This is a genomic window from Bacillus sp. 220_BSPC (assembly GCF_001054655.1).
Taxonomy (GTDB): domain Bacteria; phylum Bacillota; class Bacilli; order Bacillales; family DSM-1321; genus Peribacillus; species Peribacillus frigoritolerans.
This window is the reverse complement of sequence record NZ_JVPL01000179.1, coordinates 18,847-37,610: the sequence shown is the minus strand read 5'-3', so window position 1 is coordinate 37,610 and position 18,764 is coordinate 18,847. Positions and strand designations below refer to the sequence as shown.

At 40.7% G+C, this 18,764-nt stretch carries 19 protein-coding genes and 1 riboswitch; of the genes, 6 read left to right on the top strand and 13 right to left on the bottom strand.

Annotation, left to right across the window (positions count from 1 at the left end; genetic code table 11):
• Position 1 precedes the first annotated feature (1 nt).
• The 6 genes from thiC to ADA55_RS12460 all read right to left on the bottom strand — a co-directional run bounded on the left by thiC (position 2) and on the right by ADA55_RS12460 (position 6,883).
• Positions 2-1,783, bottom strand: coding sequence for a phosphomethylpyrimidine synthase ThiC (thiC, locus tag ADA55_RS12485; protein WP_048684249.1), 1,782 nt, complete (start codon positions 1,781-1,783; stop codon positions 2-4).
• A gap of 135 nt (positions 1,784-1,918) precedes the next feature.
• Positions 1,919-2,033, bottom strand: a riboswitch (TPP riboswitch).
• 116 nt (positions 2,034-2,149) lie between these two features.
• Positions 2,150-2,938, bottom strand: a complete 789-nt coding sequence (locus ADA55_RS12480; RefSeq protein ID WP_048684247.1) for an HAD family hydrolase — start codon at positions 2,936-2,938, stop codon at positions 2,150-2,152.
• Positions 2,939-3,090: 152 nt separating this feature from the next.
• On the bottom strand, positions 3,091-3,636 hold the full coding sequence (locus tag ADA55_RS12475; RefSeq protein ID WP_048684245.1) for a histidine phosphatase family protein: 546 nt from the start codon (positions 3,634-3,636) through the stop codon (positions 3,091-3,093).
• 243 nt (positions 3,637-3,879) lie between these two features.
• Positions 3,880-4,332: a hypothetical protein gene (locus ADA55_RS12470; protein ID WP_048684241.1), complete on the bottom strand. Its 453-nt coding sequence runs from the start codon at positions 4,330-4,332 to the stop codon at positions 3,880-3,882.
• A gap of 323 nt (positions 4,333-4,655) precedes the next feature.
• A complete protein-coding gene (locus ADA55_RS12465) occupies positions 4,656-5,795 on the bottom strand; it encodes a zinc-dependent alcohol dehydrogenase (protein WP_048684239.1) in 1,140 nt (379 codons plus the stop codon).
• Between the two features lie 158 nt (positions 5,796-5,953).
• Positions 5,954-6,883, bottom strand: coding sequence for a glycerophosphodiester phosphodiesterase (locus ADA55_RS12460; RefSeq protein ID WP_053087402.1), 930 nt, complete (start codon positions 6,881-6,883; stop codon positions 5,954-5,956).
• 336 nt (positions 6,884-7,219) lie between these two features.
• Here ADA55_RS12460 and ADA55_RS12455 point away from each other — a divergent pair, with 336 nt between their 5' ends.
• Entirely contained in the window at positions 7,220-8,389 is a 1,170-nt protein-coding gene (locus tag ADA55_RS12455) for a sensor histidine kinase (protein WP_161798620.1), read from the top strand.
• A 61-nt stretch (positions 8,390-8,450) separates the two neighbouring features.
• Here ADA55_RS12455 and ADA55_RS12450 read toward each other — a convergent pair whose 3' ends face one another.
• Entirely contained in the window at positions 8,451-9,284 is an 834-nt protein-coding gene (locus ADA55_RS12450; protein WP_048684234.1) for an ABC transporter permease, read from the bottom strand.
• 22 nt (positions 9,285-9,306) lie between these two features.
• Entirely contained in the window at positions 9,307-10,074 is a 768-nt protein-coding gene (locus tag ADA55_RS12445) for an ABC transporter ATP-binding protein (RefSeq protein ID WP_048684232.1), read from the bottom strand.
• Between the two features lie 382 nt (positions 10,075-10,456).
• Here ADA55_RS12445 and ADA55_RS12440 point away from each other — a divergent pair, with 382 nt between their 5' ends.
• Positions 10,457-11,446 (top strand): ABC transporter substrate-binding protein, encoded by a 990-nt coding sequence (locus ADA55_RS12440; RefSeq protein WP_053087401.1) that lies wholly within the window; start codon positions 10,457-10,459, stop codon positions 11,444-11,446.
• Positions 11,447-11,475: 29 nt separating this feature from the next.
• Entirely contained in the window at positions 11,476-12,369 is an 894-nt protein-coding gene (locus ADA55_RS12435; protein WP_048684230.1) for a TauD/TfdA dioxygenase family protein, read from the top strand.
• Between the two features lie 149 nt (positions 12,370-12,518).
• On the opposite strand, the gene ADA55_RS12430 is transcribed toward ADA55_RS12435, so the two are convergent.
• From ADA55_RS12430 to ADA55_RS12415, 4 genes are all read right to left on the bottom strand, one after another.
• The gene (locus ADA55_RS12430) at positions 12,519-13,106 is read right to left on the bottom strand and encodes a DUF6241 domain-containing protein (protein WP_048684228.1); all 588 of its coding nucleotides are present in this window, start codon (positions 13,104-13,106) and stop codon (positions 12,519-12,521) included.
• Between the two features lie 382 nt (positions 13,107-13,488).
• A complete protein-coding gene (clpP, locus tag ADA55_RS12425; protein ID WP_034305312.1) occupies positions 13,489-14,073 on the bottom strand; it encodes an ATP-dependent Clp endopeptidase proteolytic subunit ClpP in 585 nt (194 codons plus the stop codon).
• Between the two features lie 30 nt (positions 14,074-14,103).
• The gene (locus ADA55_RS12420; protein ID WP_048684225.1) at positions 14,104-14,811 is read right to left on the bottom strand and encodes a sigma factor; all 708 of its coding nucleotides are present in this window, start codon (positions 14,809-14,811) and stop codon (positions 14,104-14,106) included.
• A gap of 345 nt (positions 14,812-15,156) precedes the next feature.
• A complete protein-coding gene (locus ADA55_RS12415; RefSeq protein ID WP_048684223.1) occupies positions 15,157-15,483 on the bottom strand; it encodes a hypothetical protein in 327 nt (108 codons plus the stop codon).
• Between the two features lie 360 nt (positions 15,484-15,843).
• Between ADA55_RS12415 and ADA55_RS12410 the strand changes: the two genes are divergently transcribed.
• On the top strand, positions 15,844-16,365 hold the full coding sequence (locus ADA55_RS12410) for a tyrosine-type recombinase/integrase (RefSeq protein ID WP_048684352.1): 522 nt from the start codon (positions 15,844-15,846) through the stop codon (positions 16,363-16,365).
• The gene (locus ADA55_RS12405) at positions 16,352-16,546 is read left to right on the top strand and encodes a hypothetical protein (protein WP_048684221.1); all 195 of its coding nucleotides are present in this window, start codon (positions 16,352-16,354) and stop codon (positions 16,544-16,546) included. The genes ADA55_RS12410 and ADA55_RS12405 overlap by 14 nt, the downstream gene beginning before the upstream one ends.
• Positions 16,547-16,673: 127 nt before the next feature.
• Here the strand turns inward: ADA55_RS12405 and glsA are convergent, their stop codons facing one another.
• A complete protein-coding gene (gene glsA, locus ADA55_RS12400) occupies positions 16,674-17,615 on the bottom strand; it encodes a glutaminase A (RefSeq protein WP_048684349.1) in 942 nt (313 codons plus the stop codon).
• A gap of 873 nt (positions 17,616-18,488) precedes the next feature.
• Here glsA and ADA55_RS12390 point away from each other — a divergent pair.
• Entirely contained in the window at positions 18,489-18,695 is a 207-nt protein-coding gene (locus ADA55_RS12390; protein WP_048684218.1) for a hypothetical protein, read from the top strand.
• Positions 18,696-18,764: the final 69 nt, after the last annotated feature.

The window sequence follows — 18,764 nt, the reverse complement described above, 5'->3', positions numbered from 1 at the left end:
ATCATTGATAGATTTCCCCATCCGTTTTCCTAAATTCATTCGCTTTTTCTTTAAGCCCTTCATCGATTACCGACTCAAAACCCAGACCCTTTTCCTTCGCCAAATCACGGATGTCCTGAGAGATTCTCATGCTGCAGAATTTCGGTCCGCACATTGAACAGAAATGGGCTGTTTTGGCCCCTTCTGCCGGAAGAGTTTCATCGTGATATTCAACCGCCCTTTCAGGATCAAGGGAAAGATTGAATTGATCTCTCCAACGGAATTCGAATCTAGCCTTCGAAAGGGCATCATCCCGTTTTCTTGCCTGCGGATGGCCTTTTGCAAGATCAGCTGCGTGTGCTGCAATTTTATAAGTAATGACCCCTACCCGAACATCCTCTTTATTCGGCAGTCCCAAATGCTCTTTCGGTGTCACATAGCAAAGCATGGCCGTTCCAAACCATCCAATCATGGCAGCACCAATCGCAGAAGTGATATGGTCGTATCCAGGAGCTATATCCGTCGTCAATGGTCCCAGGGTATAGAATGGTGCTTCTTGACAGACTTCCAGCTGCTTATCCATATTTTCTTTAATCAAATGCATCGGTACGTGACCGGGTCCCTCCACCATGACTTGAACGTCGTGCTTCCAAGCAATCTTCGTCAATTCCCCAAGTGTTTCCAATTCCGCAAATTGTGCCTCATCGTTTGCATCTGCAATGGATCCCGGACGGAGACCGTCACCTAATGAGAAAGAAACATCATACGTCTTCATGATTTCACAAATCTCTTCAAAGTGTGTATAGAGAAAACTTTCCTGGTGGTGGGCCAAGCACCATTGTGCCATGATGGAGCCTCCCCGGGAAACAATACCCGTAACTCGCTTTGCTGTCATGGGGATGTATCGCAAAAGTACACCAGCGTGTATGGTGAAGTAATCGACACCTTGCTCAGCCTGCTCGATTAATGTATCCCGGAAAACTTCCCAATTTAAATCTTCCGCGACCCCATTCACTTTTTCCAATGCTTGATATATCGGAACCGTCCCAACCGGCACAGGTGAATTCCTGATAATCCATTCCCGCGTCGTGTGAATATTCTTTCCTGTGGAAAGATCCATTATGTTGTCTGCACCCCATCGTGTGGCCCAAGTCATTTTCTCCACTTCAGCTTCGATCGATGAACTGACAGCTGAATTTCCTATATTCGCATTTATCTTCACGTGAAAATTACGTCCGATGATCATGGGCTCACTTTCAGGATGGTTAATATTTGCCGGAATGATTGCCCGCCCGCTAGCTACCTCTTCCCTTACAAACTCAGGGGCTACATTTTCCCTGATCGAAATGAACTCCATTTCTGGAGTAATGATCCCTTTGCGGGCATAATGGAGCTGGGTTACGTTTTTTCCTTTCACCGCACGCAATGGTTTTCTTTTCAATCCCGGAAAAACTTCGGCATTGGATTGTGACTCCACTTTTCTATATCCGTTATCTTCGGGCTTTATTTCACGCCCTTCATACTCTTCAACATCTTCCCGTTCCAGAACCCAGCTGCGTCTGATCGGGGCAAGGCCTTTATGAATATCAATCGGATATTCTGAATCCGTATAGAAGCCGCTTGTATCATATACACGTAAAGGCGGATTCTCCTCTTCACCGAATGCCCCTGTCGTCGGACTTAGCTCAATTTCACGCATAGGTACTTTAATATCGGGTCTAGATCCCTCAACATACACTTTTTTACTCCCGGCAAAACTGGACATAATTGAAACGTTCATGTCATTTACTGAATTACTCTTCATGATTTCATTTCTCCTTTTTAAGTTCATTTAAAAAGGACAAAATCCAATCCACTTCGCACGAAAAAGCCAGGTCTCATATTTAAGACCCGGCTAACGTTAGTATGACTACAGAAATGACCAATTGAAAGGTCATCGTTTAGTAGATTCTAACTTCCCCACGCTGGTATGAACCAGATCAGGTCCTGAGGGTTAAGAAGCTTAAGCGCTTCTCTCTCAGCCCAACTTTTATTGGACACCCCTAGTCTGAATAATTTAATTGATTACAGGGTAACTATATCTCACCCTTTTCATTCTGTAAATAATTTGAAAGACCTAATATTTTCATTGCAACTCTCCAAAATTTGTTATTTGGAGGAGGACCGCCAATTAATTCCCCAGGCTCTCAAGGATAGGGAAAAGCTCCTCTAAATGCTTGATTTCATAGGTTGGAAGCACTTCATTCCGTTTCTTATCATGGCGATTTATCCAAACCGACTTTATACCTACCCGTGATGCTCCAAGGATATCGGTCATTAAATTATCGCCGACCATCAATACTTCATCCTTATCCAGCTCCATGATTTGCAAAGCATGCTCAAAAATGGAGGCATCCGGTTTACCTCGACCAAATGCGCCTGAAATCACGATTTGGTCGAAATAAGGAACCAGTTCAGGCGTTATTTCAAGTTTGGTATTTTGCAGTTCAGGAGATCCGTTCGTTAGCAATAGCAAGTTGTACTTCCCTTTTAATTCATCCAGAACACGGAATGTTTCTTCATAGATAAATGGCTTTTTGCGTCTTTCGGCCGGGAAACGTTCTGCCAGTTCAAGCCCAAATTCCGGGTCATCGATCCCTAATGCCTTCAAGCCCCTCGTCCACGCTTCTTTCCGATAAGCCGGTGCGATCCCGGCCATCTTCCGGAATTCATCATGATCATCCTGAAAATTCCCCCATAGTCCCTCAAATGGGTTGATTCCGATCATTTGAGTGAATGCATATGTATCGTAAGAAGAATAAAGATCACGCGCTTCCTTCCGCACCGCTTCTTCAAACTCGTCGACATTCAGACCATATTTCTCCTTGGCAACTTCGCATGTGGCCACAAAAGCCTCTTTTACACTTTTCTGATCCCATAGTAATGTATCATCTAAATCAAAAAAAACTGCCTTCAGCAAAATGTCCACCCCTCTTTCCCCAATATTGAATTCGTAAAAATTACACTATTACAATAATAAACCACAACCAATAAAAAAAGAATAACTATTCGGAAAATACATGCCTCTTTCTTCGCAAAATGGCTTACCTTTTCCGGTGGGGAACCATATATTCATTTCCCTTTTCCGCTTTCAAATACATACAATTTTCCATTACTGGCAATCTTGAACTTTGGACCGGTGAACCCCCGTCGGATCAGCTCTTTCCTCATATATACCATGAGGGCGGCATGACTCACGATCAGAACATTCCTTTCCCCCTTTGCAAAGACTTCATCCAATACATTATTGATCCTTTGCTCTGCAATCTTAATTTCCGCCCTTGTCTGCTTGTTGATCACCGAGCAGCAGCGAATCCAGATGGCCCAAAGGATGAACGGCAGCTTAACCCTTCCTCTCAAAGGGGGAGAAGGTATTTCCCGCAGCTCCTCCATCCGATGAACCGTGCCTGGAAAGATGTGTTCCGCTGTCTTGACGGCTCTCGACATATCACTGCAATAACATTCCTGCCATTCCTCCACGCCAAATAAAGTCGTTCCATAAATAATATCCGCTGCATCATAGTCCACAAACCATTGCTTCATATCATCCGCCGTCACAGATTTCCCAGTAGGAAATTCATGTGCCACCTTAAAATGCCGTACCAAACCAATTTTCATATATTCTCCTTTTTATCTTTTAAAATATTCGTTTCTATTTCTTATAAAAGCCCTTAACAATATATTAACCTATGTAAAGCTATATAATAAATGCAAGTTGAAACCATTAAAAGCCTACTGAGCTCCCCTTGTGCATGGTTAAAGGTTCTCACAGATTGTGTCACTGCAAGCATTTAATTATCATAAGGAAAAATATCATGGCCATATGTAAAAAAGAGAAAGCATATCGCCTTCTCCTTTCGTTTAATCTATGAATTGGAGTTCTGTTACCGTACATCTTTTCCTGAATTTATATTTCCCGCTCAAATCACTGAATTGATAATCATTTAGGGATTTACCCAGTTGTTCCTTTAGTTTATCCGCCGTGATGGATTCCTCAACTGTCTCTTTCCAATTTTCATTTCCCATTATCTCTTCGAACGGAATGGTAGTCAGGACTTCATCATATATCTGGATGCTTTGATCGATGCCGAAGCTGCCATAGATACTGCCATTTTCATCGGCAAAGATATGCTCCGATTCCAATTCTTCCACCAATACTTCCAGATAACCCTTTGACTTAACAGGCTTGATGGCAATCTCCGCTTCTGCCTTTACAGGTCCCAATCTCTTATCGATGATCTCTATCGTCAATTTAACGTGAACGGGCGGATAACCAAACCCTTCACAAAGTTCTGCTGCCGAGTTATATACCATCTGAACATCCTCCTTTTGTCACTATCATTATATAATATAAATACTCCATTCCCTTACCAAAAACCCTTAATCAAGATCACTCGGCAATGCATCTCTCCTTCATCATCGGAAGGGTCAATCGTCACATTCCCGGAATCCCCTTTAAAAGCATCATAGTAAAAAAAACAGTGTACCCCCGATTTCCTCAGTTCACGGGTAGGATGAGCATTTATCCCGCGTCATTTATACGTTTATCGATCATGCACCATACACTTTTATCTATTTACGAACTCAACTAAAAAATCCAATGCAGCTCAGGGGCATTGGATTTTTATAGCTACACATTATGGCTTTAGCACCACTTTAATACATTCATCTTCATGATCGTTAAAGATTTGATAAGCCTCACTCGCTTTTTCGAGAGGGACTTTATGGGATATGATTTCCGTAGGGTCGATCTCTCCAGCCGTGATTTTATCAAAAAGTTTGGGCATGTAGTGAATGACCGGTGCTTGTCCCATTTTCAGGTTAATGTTCCGCTCAAATAAATTGCCTAATGGGAACATATTATATTTCGATCCGTATACGCCAGTCAATTGGATCGTGCCGAATTTACGTACGGCGTTAAGGGCAATCTCGATTGCCCTTAACGTTCCACCCTGAAGTTTCAGCTTTTGCTCAATCGCCTCTATCGTCGATTTCTTCCCATCCATTCCCACACAATCTATGACCACATCGGCCCCGCCTGAAGTGATTTCCTTAATGTAGCTGCCCATATCGTTATATTCATCGAAGTTATACGCCTCTACCTTATTCATCTGTTTAGCCTTTTTGAGTCTATAAGGTAGATTGTCGATGGCAATGACCCTTTTTGCTCCTTTCATCCAAGCGAACTTCTGAGCCATCAAGCCAATCGGCCCACAGCCCAATACCGCTACCGTATCATCTTTATTGATGCCAGCGTTCTCTACACTCCAATATGCGGTTGGCAGCACATCGGACATGAACAAAAGTGACTCATCTTCTAGTTCGCATGACTCCGGGATGACAAACGGCATGAAGTTTCCATATGGCACCCTTAAATATTCTGCCTGCCCGCCTGGATAGTTCCCATATCGTTCAGTAAAACCAAAGTACCCGCCTGTATCCACCGCTTCATTAGGGTTGGAATTATCACATTGACTCTCCATATCATGTTCACAATAATAACAGTGCCCGCAAGAAATGTTGAAAGGCAGGACAACCCTGTCCCCTTTTTTCACCTTTGTCACTTCCGGACCCACTTCTTCGATGATGCCCATCGGTTCATGGCCAATGACATAATCTTTATGCGTCGGCAAAGCACCCTGGTATATATGGAGGTCGGACCCGCATATAGCTGTTGAAGTCACTCGGACGATGATATCATCCTTTTGCTGAAGTTTCGGATCTTCAACTTGTTTTACTTGTATATCTTTTGCTCCTTGAAAAGTTACAGCCTTCATAATCAACCTCCTAAAATTTTCTTGTTTTATTTTATATACCCGTCCGAAAGACTACTAAGCCTATGGACATCTAATTTCCCCAAGAATTAATCGCCCATTATGCTGCACCTGGATGACAAAAAAAAGCCCCGGAAACCGGAACTCACATTTGAAACCATTTATTTAGTAACTTTATTTCCATTATCTTTGTGCTTATACTCACTTAGTACCTCGTTGAACACATCGGGATAATTCGTAAACAGCCCCGTTGCACCCCATTCAAGCGCCTTTTTCATATCGGCTCTTTCATTTACTGTATATGGATGGAATTGGAGGTCATGGTTTCGAACCATCTTCACATATTGTCCGTCAACTTTACTGAAGTTCGGGCCTACGCCAACTGCATATTCCTTTATGGATTCCAATTCTTCATCGGAAATGGTTGCTTGGGTCTTGTAAGAAAAAAGTTGCACAAGAGGTAACTTTGGATTCAAGTCATGAACCTTCATAAGGCTTTCTTTACTGAACGATTGTATTAATACATTCTTTGTACGGCCCTTCGAATCCACCATTTTATATTCTTCCAGAACCTGCAGAAGTTCTTCTTCCATTCCTGGATACACATCAGGGGACTTTGTTTCGATATAGTAATTGGCCTTCTTTCCAAACTTCTTAAAGACTTCTTCAAGAGTAGGAACCTTTAACCCTTCATATCCCTCTTTTGCCAATTGTGGATATTTTTCATTGAACCAAGTACCTGCGTCCAGTTTCTTGATTTCTGCCAGCGTTAAATCCTTCACAAGGCCAGTACCATTCGTTGTACGATCCACTTTTTCATCATGCATTGCTACCAATCTACCATCCTTGGTCATTTGAAGATCGATTTCTATGTAGTCGCCTTTCATTTGTTCTCCCATTTGATAAGCGGGAATGGTATGTTCAGGTGCATAACCAGAAGCTCCCCTATGTGCGACATTCACAATTTTCTTCTCATAAATAGATGAATTGGAATGATTTCCATTTGCAGCTGAGGCCCCCATTGAAGTAGCCTGCAATATAAAGGCCGCACTCATCATACAAAAACCGAATTTCTTTAGATTCGTTTTCATTTCCCTCTCTCCCTCCTATTATTACCATTATTTTAAAAGGGGAATGTGAATCTACAGCGAATATAATGTAAAGAAATAATATAGTAGTTAAAATGGTTAAAATAACCTATCAAAAACAGGGCATTCATGCAGTTCGTTCTACCCAACCAAAAAGTTGAATTAACTTTCCATAATATAGATAGAAAGGTTATCGATGACAAAATCTATCTTTTTCTGATTTACAAAAAACTAGTATCATATTACTATTAAGCAAACAGAATATTAATACTAAGGGGAATTATGTTAAAAAATTATCAATATTATCAAAACAAACACCGATTTATACTGAAGGCTTTCATGGCAATGATATCCTTTTTACTATTAGTTGGGATTTCTGTATCACCTATAAGTTGGAAAGATAATCCCTACGAGATGACATTGCAGGTCATTTTAATATCGGGGATGATAATTTCTCTGTTATTTTTCTTAAAAACAGAAGTCAATTTTTATAAAACCCTTTTCATTTTCTTAATTACTGTTTATTTTTATAGCAAATTTTGGATATTCCCGGATACTGCCATCATGCTGGCCTTATTTGCTATAGCACCCTTGTTTCCCATTTTTCTCTTTGATAAAATCGGTTTTTATATTGTGGCCACTTTAAATATCATATTAGGTCCCGCTTCCATCTTGATCATTTCAAAAACGGATCTTCAACACACTTATGAATATGTCGCTTTGGATAGTTTCGGCAACACGCTTAATTTCTTCGCTATACAAATCATATTGGTATTCGTATTCATAGGAACCAATAATAGGATGGAATCCAATAATGCATTTCATAAGGAAATACAGCAGGCCAAGCAATTGAACTCAGTCGGACAGCTAGCTGCCACCATTGCACATGAAATACGTAATCCGATTACAGTCGTTAAAGGGTTTGCCCAGCTATTAGATCAAGAGAAGGAACTGAATGAAACGGAAAAATTTTATGTACAGACCATGCTTACGGAACTTGAATATACACAAGTGATTATCAATGACTATTTGTCTTTAGCAAAACCGCAAACGGATAATGTACAGGTCATTCCTTTAAATGATGAAATCCAAAAGATTTCCGACCTATTAACCAGTTTTGCCAATAACCGCAACATCGGCTTTCTTCTCGATTTCCGTGACGACCTGCACATTAACATGAATCCCATCGAGCTTAAACAGATACTGGTCAATATCATGAAAAATGGTATTGAGTCAATGAACAAACCCGGATTCATCAAGGTGGAAACAGAGCAGGAACGCACTATGGCAAAAATACGAATAACGGATACAGGAATAGGCCTATCAAAAGAACAGCTTGAAATACTCGGCACCCCATTTTACTCGCTTAAAGATAGGGGAACCGGTATCGGTCTGACCGTTTGTTATTCCATCGTTCAAAAATACAAAGGGAAAATCGTGGTACAGAGCGAAGTGAACAAAGGAACATCGTTCACCATTTATTTGCCCTTATATAAAGAAATAGATTAAACATACATACCTAATAAGAAAAAGGATGATCACCCATCACCGGGCGGTCATCCTTTTTCAATTAGGCTTTAAAACTATCTTGCCATTTCAACAAATGATTTTCTAAAAAGCGGACAAATGAGTCGGAGATTTTACCAGCGAGGGCAAAAATGATGATGCCTACGAATACGACGTCCGTTTGCATGAATGAACGGGCATCCTGGATCATGAAGCCCACCCCTCTATCCGCACCGAGCAATTCAGCGACGACCAGGCACATCCAAGCCGCACTTAAGGCTAAACGGATACCAAGTAATATGTTAGGCAATGCTGCCGGAATCATGAGCTTCGTTATTTGTTCCCGACGGCTAAACTCCAAGATTAGGGCAACATCGTAGAGTTTTTTATCCACATTCCGAAGACCCAAAAAAGTTTGTAGATATAGAGGAAAAAAAGCACCTAAAGCAATAAGCAGCACTTTGGATAGTTCACCAAACCCGAACCACATAATGAATAAAGGCGTAATCGCGAGTAAAGGAACCGTTCGTAACATTTGAATGCTTGGGTTAAGATACTCTTCGGATTTTTTTTGCATCCCAACGATGACCCCTAGCAATAAGCCTAAAAATCCACCTAAGGCAAAGCCAAGAAAAGCCCGCGTTAAACTGATTTGTAAATGCATGCCCATTTCCCCCGACTGGACGAGATCAATGAACGTCATGACGATCAATAAAGGGGATGAGAACAATTGGGCAGGCAGGATGCCAACCGAACCTAATGCTTGCCATGCAATCAACACGACAACGGGAAGGACCGAACCCCGCAATGCCGATTTGGCAAGTTTGGATTGTTTTGTCGTTTCCCTTATGACAAGGTGCTTGTTTTGTGCAACGGTCTGTGTAGACATAATTTTCATCCTTCCTTTTTCAAAAATCCAATTAAATGCTCCAATCTTCCACCTCTACTGGATGATGTTCAAGTTGGGTTAATATGACGGATCTGAATTCCTGGAACGCTTTGCTTGTTCGGGTTCTTGGGTATGGCAAATCAATCGGAACGATAGCTTTAATCCGTCCAGGCTTTGCATCCATGACGACCACCTTCCTCGATAAAAAGATGGATTCATCAATATCATGGGTGACAAGCACCATCGTTGTCTTATTCCTCTCCCATATTTCCAGTAAAGCCTCTTGAAGATGCGTTCGCGTGAATGCATCCAATGCACCGAATGGCTCATCCAGCAATAAAACTTCAGGATTACGCAATAAGGCCCTGGCAATGGCAACACGCTGCGACATTCCTCCGGATAATTGGCGTGGATACGCCTTCTCAAAACCTTTTAGTTTAACAAGTGAAATCAAATCATCCACCCTTTTTCGAATGTCCGGTTTCTTTAATGGAAGGTTACCTGCAATATTCTTCTCCACGTTTAGCCATGGAAATAAGCGATGCTCCTGAAAAATGAAACCACGGTCTTTAGAAGGTCCGCTAACCGTAAGATCCCCTGCCATGATCGTGCCATCAAAGTCTGAATCAAGTCCTGCGATCAACTTTAATAAAGTGCTTTTCCCGCAGCCGCTCGGACCAATGATGGTTACGAACTCACCATTGTTGACGGTCAGATTTAAATGATCCAAAACATGGACACTTTCATTCTCATTCTTAAATGTTTTGCTTACTTGATTAATTTCTAATGTTGCAACCAATCCCCTCACCCTTTCTCAAATAAAAAAAATAGAGATCCAGCAAAAAGGCACATATTGTCCCTTTGCTGAATCTCTAGTTAACTAGTCGATTCAATATTTCATTTTATATTAACTTATCGATTATTTATAATCAACACCTAATACCAATTTATTTTATCGGATTAATCGTAAAAAAATAATTGACAGATAATTCTAACAGCTGTTAAGATGCATTCATACACAAATCCGCTTCACACTGGAGCCAATTAAATAAAGGTCATGTGAATCAACTGGACTACCGGAGATTCAATGAAGAGTAACCAAGCAAACTCTTCGTTGAATCTCTTTTTTGTCATTAATCTGACTATCCAGATGTGTATAGCTGTAAAAAAGGAGGGAATTCATGAAGGAATATCGTAAACATCTAACCGCAGTACTACTTGCCATCATTAGCATCGCTGTATTGGCAGGCTGTAATTCCGATGCCGGCAAAGCTTCCGGGAAAAGTGATTCACTGAAAGTTCATATTGCCTTAAATGGCAAAATGGGACCATTGGTCATTGCAAAGGAAAAGGGATTGTTCAACGAAGAGTTTTCTAAACTGGATACCCAAATAGAGTGGAGTGAATTCCAGAGTGGTCCCCCGCTTTTGGAATCCCTTGCTTCCAATCGGGTTGATCTGTCTTTTTTAGGGGATGGTGCACTGATTGCCGGCATTGATAAGAATCTGCCATTCGAAGTGATTGCCCAAACAGGCCGGGGTGAGTCATCTGTTCGGATTCTGGCTCAAGCGAAAGGTAACATAAAGCAGATTGAAGACTTAAAGGGGAAAACGGTCGGTGTTGCTTCGGGGACAACGGGGCATGTGTATTTAATCAAGGCGTTGAAAGCCCATGGTTTAACGACTGATGACATTAAACTCATCAATTTGCAACCAGATGATGCTCAAGCGGCTTTTGAAACCAAAAAATTGGACGCCTGGGCAATATGGAACCCCTATTACCTTAATAATATTGAAAAAGGGAATGCTGTCGCACTTAAAGTAAAAGGAAAAATATTAGCTCCTGGTGCAATCATTGCACGTAACGGCTTTGCCGAAGAGCATCCTGAAATTGTCGAGGCCTATTTAAAGGTTTATAAAAAAGCTGCCGATTGGCAAATTGAGAATCCAGATGAAGTATCTGAAATTTATTCCAAAGAAACTAAATTGCCTGTGAGCACGGTAAAGACAATAATAACGGCCGAAGAACCAAATATCTTCTTTACCGAAGATGCCATCAAAGCACAACAAGAATCCATCGATACTTTAGCTGGTGTGGGCTATATCAAGAAATCATTTAATTTTAAAAATCACATCAACAATGAATACATTGATGATGCCTTTAAAAAATAAAAAACTAACCTTACAGGAGGAGATTGATTATGACGGAAACTAAAACACAACAATTGAAAGTGGTACCGGTAGCAGGAAGGATTGGAGCGGAAATTCAAGGAGTGCAATTAAGCGGGGACTTGGATTTAACTATTTTCAATGAAATCAAACAAGCGTTAAACGATCATAAAGTCATATTCTTCAAAGGTCAAAATCATTTGGACGATGCCAGCCAAGAAGCATTTGCCAAACTATTGGGTGAGCCTTATGCACATCCTACAGTACCGGTCAAAGACAATACTAACTATATTTTCGAGCTTGACTCCGAACGCGGTGCTAAAGCAAACCATTGGCACACTGATGTCACTTTCGTTCCAGAGGTTCCTAAATACTCTGTTTTAAGAGGGGTAACCATCCCTGATGTCGGCGGAGATACAGTTTGGGCCAATACGAATGAAGCATATGAGGACCTGCCGGATGGATTGAAGAAATTAGCGGACGGACTATGGGCAATCCATACAAATGAATATGATTATGCTCAATTCAAACCAGCCGAAAACATTGATGATGAGGTTAAAAAGAAGTATCGTGATATATTCGAATCGACCATTTATAAAACAAGGCACCCAGTCGTTCACGTACACGCCGAAACCGGAAAAAGGCATTTGTTATTAGGTGGCTTTGCTGGTAGAGTGGAAGGCTATACAACAAGTGAATCCGAAAGATTATTAAGCATCTTCGATTCATACGTCACGCGCTTAGAAAATACCGTGCGTTGGCAATGGAGTGAAGGCGACGTGGCCATTTGGGATAACCTAGCCACGCAGCATTACGCTATTGCCGATTACGGGGACCAGCACCGCGTCGTTCGCAGGGTCACAGTAGGAAAAGACGTTCCCGTAAACAAGGAGAACGAGTCCAGCAGACTAATTATTAAGAAATAAAACTCCTGTATCGAAGGTAAGCTTCCATTACTTGACTGCCCCATAAGCGAATGAAAACATTCAAACGGCCTTATTGCAGGAAGTTTGAGTGTTTTCTTTATTGAGCAGGACTAGCCAACTCGCCCTTTGGTCTTTTCAGTACCTTCCCCTCACTTAAAATTAACTTCAATGAATTCAACCTCTTCTGCCCGACTTAATGTTCCATGGGCTTTTCCAACGGTGCCTTCTTTGTCTTCCCAAAAGAAGTTATGGTCCTGAACGATCGTGCTAAAATCAAAGTCTCGCCACCGGGCAGCAATGGACAGCAATCGATCTCTATGCTGAAAATCACTTGAATCCACTATTTTATAAACTTCTTCTATAATCTTAGGGGACATCGGTATAGCTCCCCATTTATCTTGCGAGCGAACCTTTTGATGAGTCATTTTATGCATGACGTCCATGACTTCCATTTCGGTTGAGCCTTCATCAAGTCCTGCTTCAAATTCAATCCCATCATATATCGCTGTTTTCGCTTCAAGTTCCGCAGCTTTAGCTTTCGCTTCCCTTTGGGCTTCGATTTTTTCATCTTCTCTTTCTCTTTCAATTTGTTCTTTGGCTTCCCTGGCTTCCATTACCAGTTGAGCTTTTTCGTACTCATTGGAGTTCTCCATGATTTTAAAGGAAGCAACCCCCACCCCGAATAATGCAACAGCAGAGATTCCACTAATAAGTAAAACCTTTTGCGTTTTCTTCATAAAAACTTCCTCCAAGATTGATAATGTCAGATACTATTTATTTTAACATATTGAATGGATGGACTATCCAGAAAAGGAACACATCCCCCCTCATCCCTTCAATAAAAATTACATAGTTTCAGGTATCGATAATTACCCAACATCCCATTCTATTTTTTCAAGAAGTTTCATTCGTCACTTATTGCATACTGGATGTCACATATAATGCAGCAACAGTAGACAAGAAAAATTGATAATACCGAGTGCCGGGCATTGTTAAGCTGAGGTAGTGGATTGGAATAGTATTTGGAACAAGGTATGGTGTAAAAGGTAAAAAAAGAAACTGCCAATCTAATATCGGCAGTTTCTTTTCGTTTTCGTACAGCCGGCGTCTTTATCAGAATTAATTATCCTGAACGATTATTTCATCGATTATACCGTAATCCTTCGCCTCATTTGCACTTAAGAAGTAATCGCGATCTGTGTCCTTCGCCACCTTTTCGATAGGCTGACCGGTCCTTTCGGAGATGATTTGATTGATATGATCCTTTAGCTTCAAAATCCTTCGGGCAGAAATTTCGATTTCCGTTGCTTGCCCCCTCGCCCCACCAAGCGGTTGATGAAGCATGATTTCACTATTTGGCAAAGCGCACCTTTTCCCTTTCGTACCCGCCAATAAAAGCATGGCACCGAATGATGCGGCCATCCCCGTACATACAGTCCGGATATCAGGCTTAATATATTGCATCGTATCATAAATGGCGAAACCGGCACTGGTCGATCCCCCCGGACTGTTTATGAAGATGGTAATTTCTTTATCAGGTGCATCTGCTGCCAAGAATAACAATTGGGCTACCACACTATTGGCTAAATGATCGGTGATTTCTTCCCCAATCATGATGATACGGTCTTTTAGAAGTCTGGAATAAATATCGTACGAGCGCTCACCTTTGCTGGATTGCTCAATTACATATGGAATGGTGGTCATATCTCTTCTTCCTCCTAACAATAATATTGGCTATGCAGCCATTGAGAGTGTGTTTGAAGGAGTGAAGCTTGATTTGGAAAGATTCGAACGATTCATCAGTTTAGGAATCATCGACTCACTGTTCAGGGATTTGAAAGATGGGATGCTTCTAATGAGGATATCCGGATTTTGGGCTTTTAAAGCCTGTGTCATCAGGGAGATGAGCCGCTGCTCCTCCTCATCCTGCCAATCTTCCACGCAAGACAACCTACGATCTTCAACGTCATTCTCAAAACGCTTCTTCACACGGTTCAAGATTGCCTTTACAGCCGTTTCCGTGGTGTTCAAGTAATCTGAGATTTCTTTTGACCGGTAGAGGAATCCTTCCTTTAATATGAACACTACAGCTTGTTTCGGGGTAAGGGATTTTATTATATATTCAACCGTTTCAAAGACATTTCCCCCAACTGCCCCCAGTTGTTCGGTATCCAACAGATCGTCTAAAGATTCTTTTTTCCTTTTTCGTATCGTATCAATCCAGGAATGTCGGGCTATCGTCTTCAATAAAGCTGTTGTTATCACCGTTTTCTTCCCATAGCCCTGCATTGCCTTCAATATCGTTTCCTGAGCCAAATCATCCCCATCCCAATTATTTTGGGTCAGGAATCGGCAAAACCGAATCAATTCAGGATAAACTTCACGCAAAATTGCACCGTTATCCTTTTCTTCAGCAATATCTTCCCTCAACTTATTTATCATTTTTCTCACTCCTTCAACACCCTCTATCCTCTAAACGTTTCAGAAAGAGAAAAAGATATGGGGGTGAAAAATTTTCCTTCATGCTTCATTATATTCTATTCCATTTTTTCCATTGGATTTCCTTTCATACTAAAAACCTGTTTGGTTAGGATCCAAACAGGCTAATATATGGCCTCCCCCGCTGTGTACCCGGTTCGTCACCAATCATTTCAGTGTAGACCTTATTTTCGAAAACAATTATTATTCCCGTGCATTCCGCTCCATTCCAATAAGCCAGACGCTTGGATGTGACGTACCTGATGTCCTTGGTGTGAATCCTGAATTCGATCCGTAGGAACTCTGCTGCTATTCCAAGTGTTCAATGCATTCGACCGTATATTCGCTAGGTTCCATTTCGTTTACTTCCATACCAAACCAACTGGAGGAGCGACTCTCATTAGCGCTATCTTTACAATAGTTCACCATAGAACCTGCTGGAATTTCTTCAGACTCTTGATCGCTCATCTCTTCAAAATTCACCGACCGCTCGTTATGACGCTCGCTGTCTGACTTTTCATTATCCAGGTCTGCGAACATGAACATGCAGTAAAAAACCAAAACCATAATTGCAATGGTAATCAACCTTGACATTATAGGCAGTAATTTTTTCAATATAGCCAAAACTCTCTTCATGGTGGTTTCCCCAATCCTGCTAAAGCATATAAATTCAGAATGAATTAATTCATCTATTAAATATCCATCAATAACACTAGTTTAGAAAAATATTACTATTTTCATTATATCAAGTTCCAGAAGTTTTTTATTGCTTTTATCCAATAAACAACTAAAAATACACCGAACCCTTTATAAAATGGACAGTCCAAAAAATATCAATATCCCCCTCAAATTGACTTCCCTCCTTTTTCAGTGTTACTCTTAAAAGTATACATTCAAAATACTGATTTCATTGGCGTGAATTAAGGGTGATCACTTTTGCCAAAAGAACATTTAATAGACGTGCAACCAATCAGATCATCGGAAAAATTAGATGATATGAAATGGTCATTGAAAAGACATTGCAGCGAGAGAGACTACATATTGTTCTTGTTAGGCATCAATACCGGATTACGGGTGACTGATCTATTATCACTGAAGATAACGGACATTAAAGGAAAGTTTGAGGTCATCATCAAGGAAGGGAAAACAAAAAGGCCAAGAATGATACAGCTTAACAATGTCTGTAATGAATTGGCCTCCTATATAGCCACCATTGATGGTGAATGGCTATTCCCCTCACGCAAGGGCGATAAGCCAATAAGTAAGATACAAGCATACAGGCAGCTTAATAAAGCAGCGGACATGGTGGACATCGAGGGCGTCGGTACACATACCATGCGGAAAACATTCGGTTACTGGCACTATAAACGAAGTAAGAATCTTGCTGAGCTACAAATGATCCTTAACCATTCACATCCTGTAATTACACTTAAGTACATTGGGATTGCTGATGAAGGGACAGAGGACAGCTTAAATGACTTTACACTATGGGAGGACGGAAGAAATGTCATTGACTGAATACAATGCAAAATATGAATCTATCATTCGCAGCAATATTTCCGACAGACAAAAGGCATTGAAGTTAGCTGATCTAATGACCGATATTGAAGGCCAGCTAAAAAATGAAATCGGGGAACATCGAAATAAAGAGGTAAATGCTTTATATAAAAAAGTATCTCTTTTCTCCAACTTGTTATGAAATAGTCCTAAGACCTTGCCCTTATGCAGAGGTCTTTTTTTTTGCCTTGAAAGTAAATGATTTGTTTCCTTAAGGCTTTACACTGAACTCATTTAACATCCGACTGACTCGGTACTGGTTTCAATGTTTACAAATTAAACATACTTAAGGAATACTTTTTCGCCATCATTTCCAAGATTTTTATCCCGGCAACGCTGTTCCCCTTCTCATCCAGCGCTGCACCATAAATTCCAATCCCGCATTTTCCGGGGACGGCCCCCATGATTCCCCCTGACACACCGCTTTTAGCCGGTATGCCAACATTAATGGCAAATTCACCTGATGCGTTATACATGCCGCAGGTAACCATGAATGTCTTGCAAATACGGGCAATGTCCCCGGGGATGATTTGCCTTCCCGTCAGCAAATCTTTCCCATTCATGGCCAGCACACAGCCTATCCTCGCTAAATCCTGACTGTCCATTTCAATGGCACACTGCTTTGAATACAATTCGATTAACTCCTCCACATCCTCATTTATTACATGATGCTGCTTTAAAAAATAGCTTAACGACCTATTCAAGTCTGCTGTATTATATTCTGACCGGGCAACATCTTCATTAAAGCCGATATTCGGATTTTGCGTCAACTCCCGGATAAAATGTAAAATACGTTCAAATCGCTCGGTTACACTGGCACCCTCAATCATGTGGGTCACAGTCAATGCTCCTGCATTGATCATGGGGTTTAACGGTTTGGATGGCTTGTTTGTCTCTAGCTTGGCAATCGAATTAAAAGGATCGCCAGTGGGTTCTTTTCCTACATAGGAAAAAACATAATCCTCCCCTTTTTCCATTAATACAAGAGCAAGTGTCAAAACTTTTGATATGCTTTGCAGGGTCATTTTACCGCTTACATCACCCGCACAATATCCTTTCCCGTCAGGATAGTAAATAGCAACAGACAAATCCCCAGGATTCGCCTTTTCAAGAGCCGGTATATAGTCTGCCACTGTTCCGTTACTCGTATATTTTTTTGCCTCATCAACCAGTTGCTGTAATTCGTCATTGGACCTGCATTGACATCCCATATTGTTCACAATTTTCCGCCCCTTAGAAAATATGTTTTGTGAAGTGTTCCTAGATAGTGTTTTTTTATTTATTGCCATATTTCATCGATATTATTTATATAACTGCGAAGCGGCTACTTTCCTGGTCTTGGTTTTCTTAAACAATAATTCTTTATAGAAATTTTCAAATGCTTCTTATTGATACTAATTAGCCCTTTGTAAGGTACAACCATACTTCCCTAATCTGGTTCTGAATTATTTTCGTCTAGTTTTAAGAAAAGAAAAAAGACCTCACACTATCGTTGAGATCTTGATTTTAATGCTTCGGTGGAATCAAAGGGTTCATCTTTTTTTGTTATGTGTTTATATTCTAAGACATATCATTGGTTAAACATCCAATTCCTCAACTCTTAAACCTTCAATACCCATAATTTTTGAAGCTTCGGTTTCATTCTCAGGGAAAATGAAGCATTGTTTTCATCCGAAGAAGTAGCCAGCCAGACCTTTCCTTGTTTAAAAAAAGACAAATCCTCAGGCAAATTAGGCATTTCCCACTGAAAAAGAGATTTTGCAATCATTTTTATTATTGATGATAACGGGAGTAATGCATCATGCCTCATATGAATTTTCTATCCTCACAATAATGTACTCCTACGCAGATCGTGTTTCAGAATTACTTTGATCTTGAACAACAACATATATAACAAAGGTCAAGCTGTAAGACAGGTGCGCTAACGCCTTGTAAAAAAACAGGGGGAACTTCTCTGTTCTTTAAAGATTTAATTGAAAAAAGAAGGAATTAGAAGCGATAAGACGGAAATATAAAACATACGAATATTATCGCATAAGAAGCTTTCATATGTATTTCACACTTGATGGAAAGTAGGAAAGGTCATGGGAAAATCAAAAAGTTTACAAGAAATCTATAACGCCAACCGTCCAGAAAATAATGAACTTTTCCGGGCGATACAACAGCAGCTACAACTGAAGCATCCAGACAAACGAATGACAGCTACGAGAACCATGCAAATAATTGTGGCTGATAGTGTTTCATCTGGAGAGCTGCGGAATGTGGAAGCCCGCCTTCTGTACAGTTTATAAGGATCTGCTGTTTCATAAACCGTTTAAAAGTTTCGAACACAGAAACGAATTCATCATTGAAAGAATTTC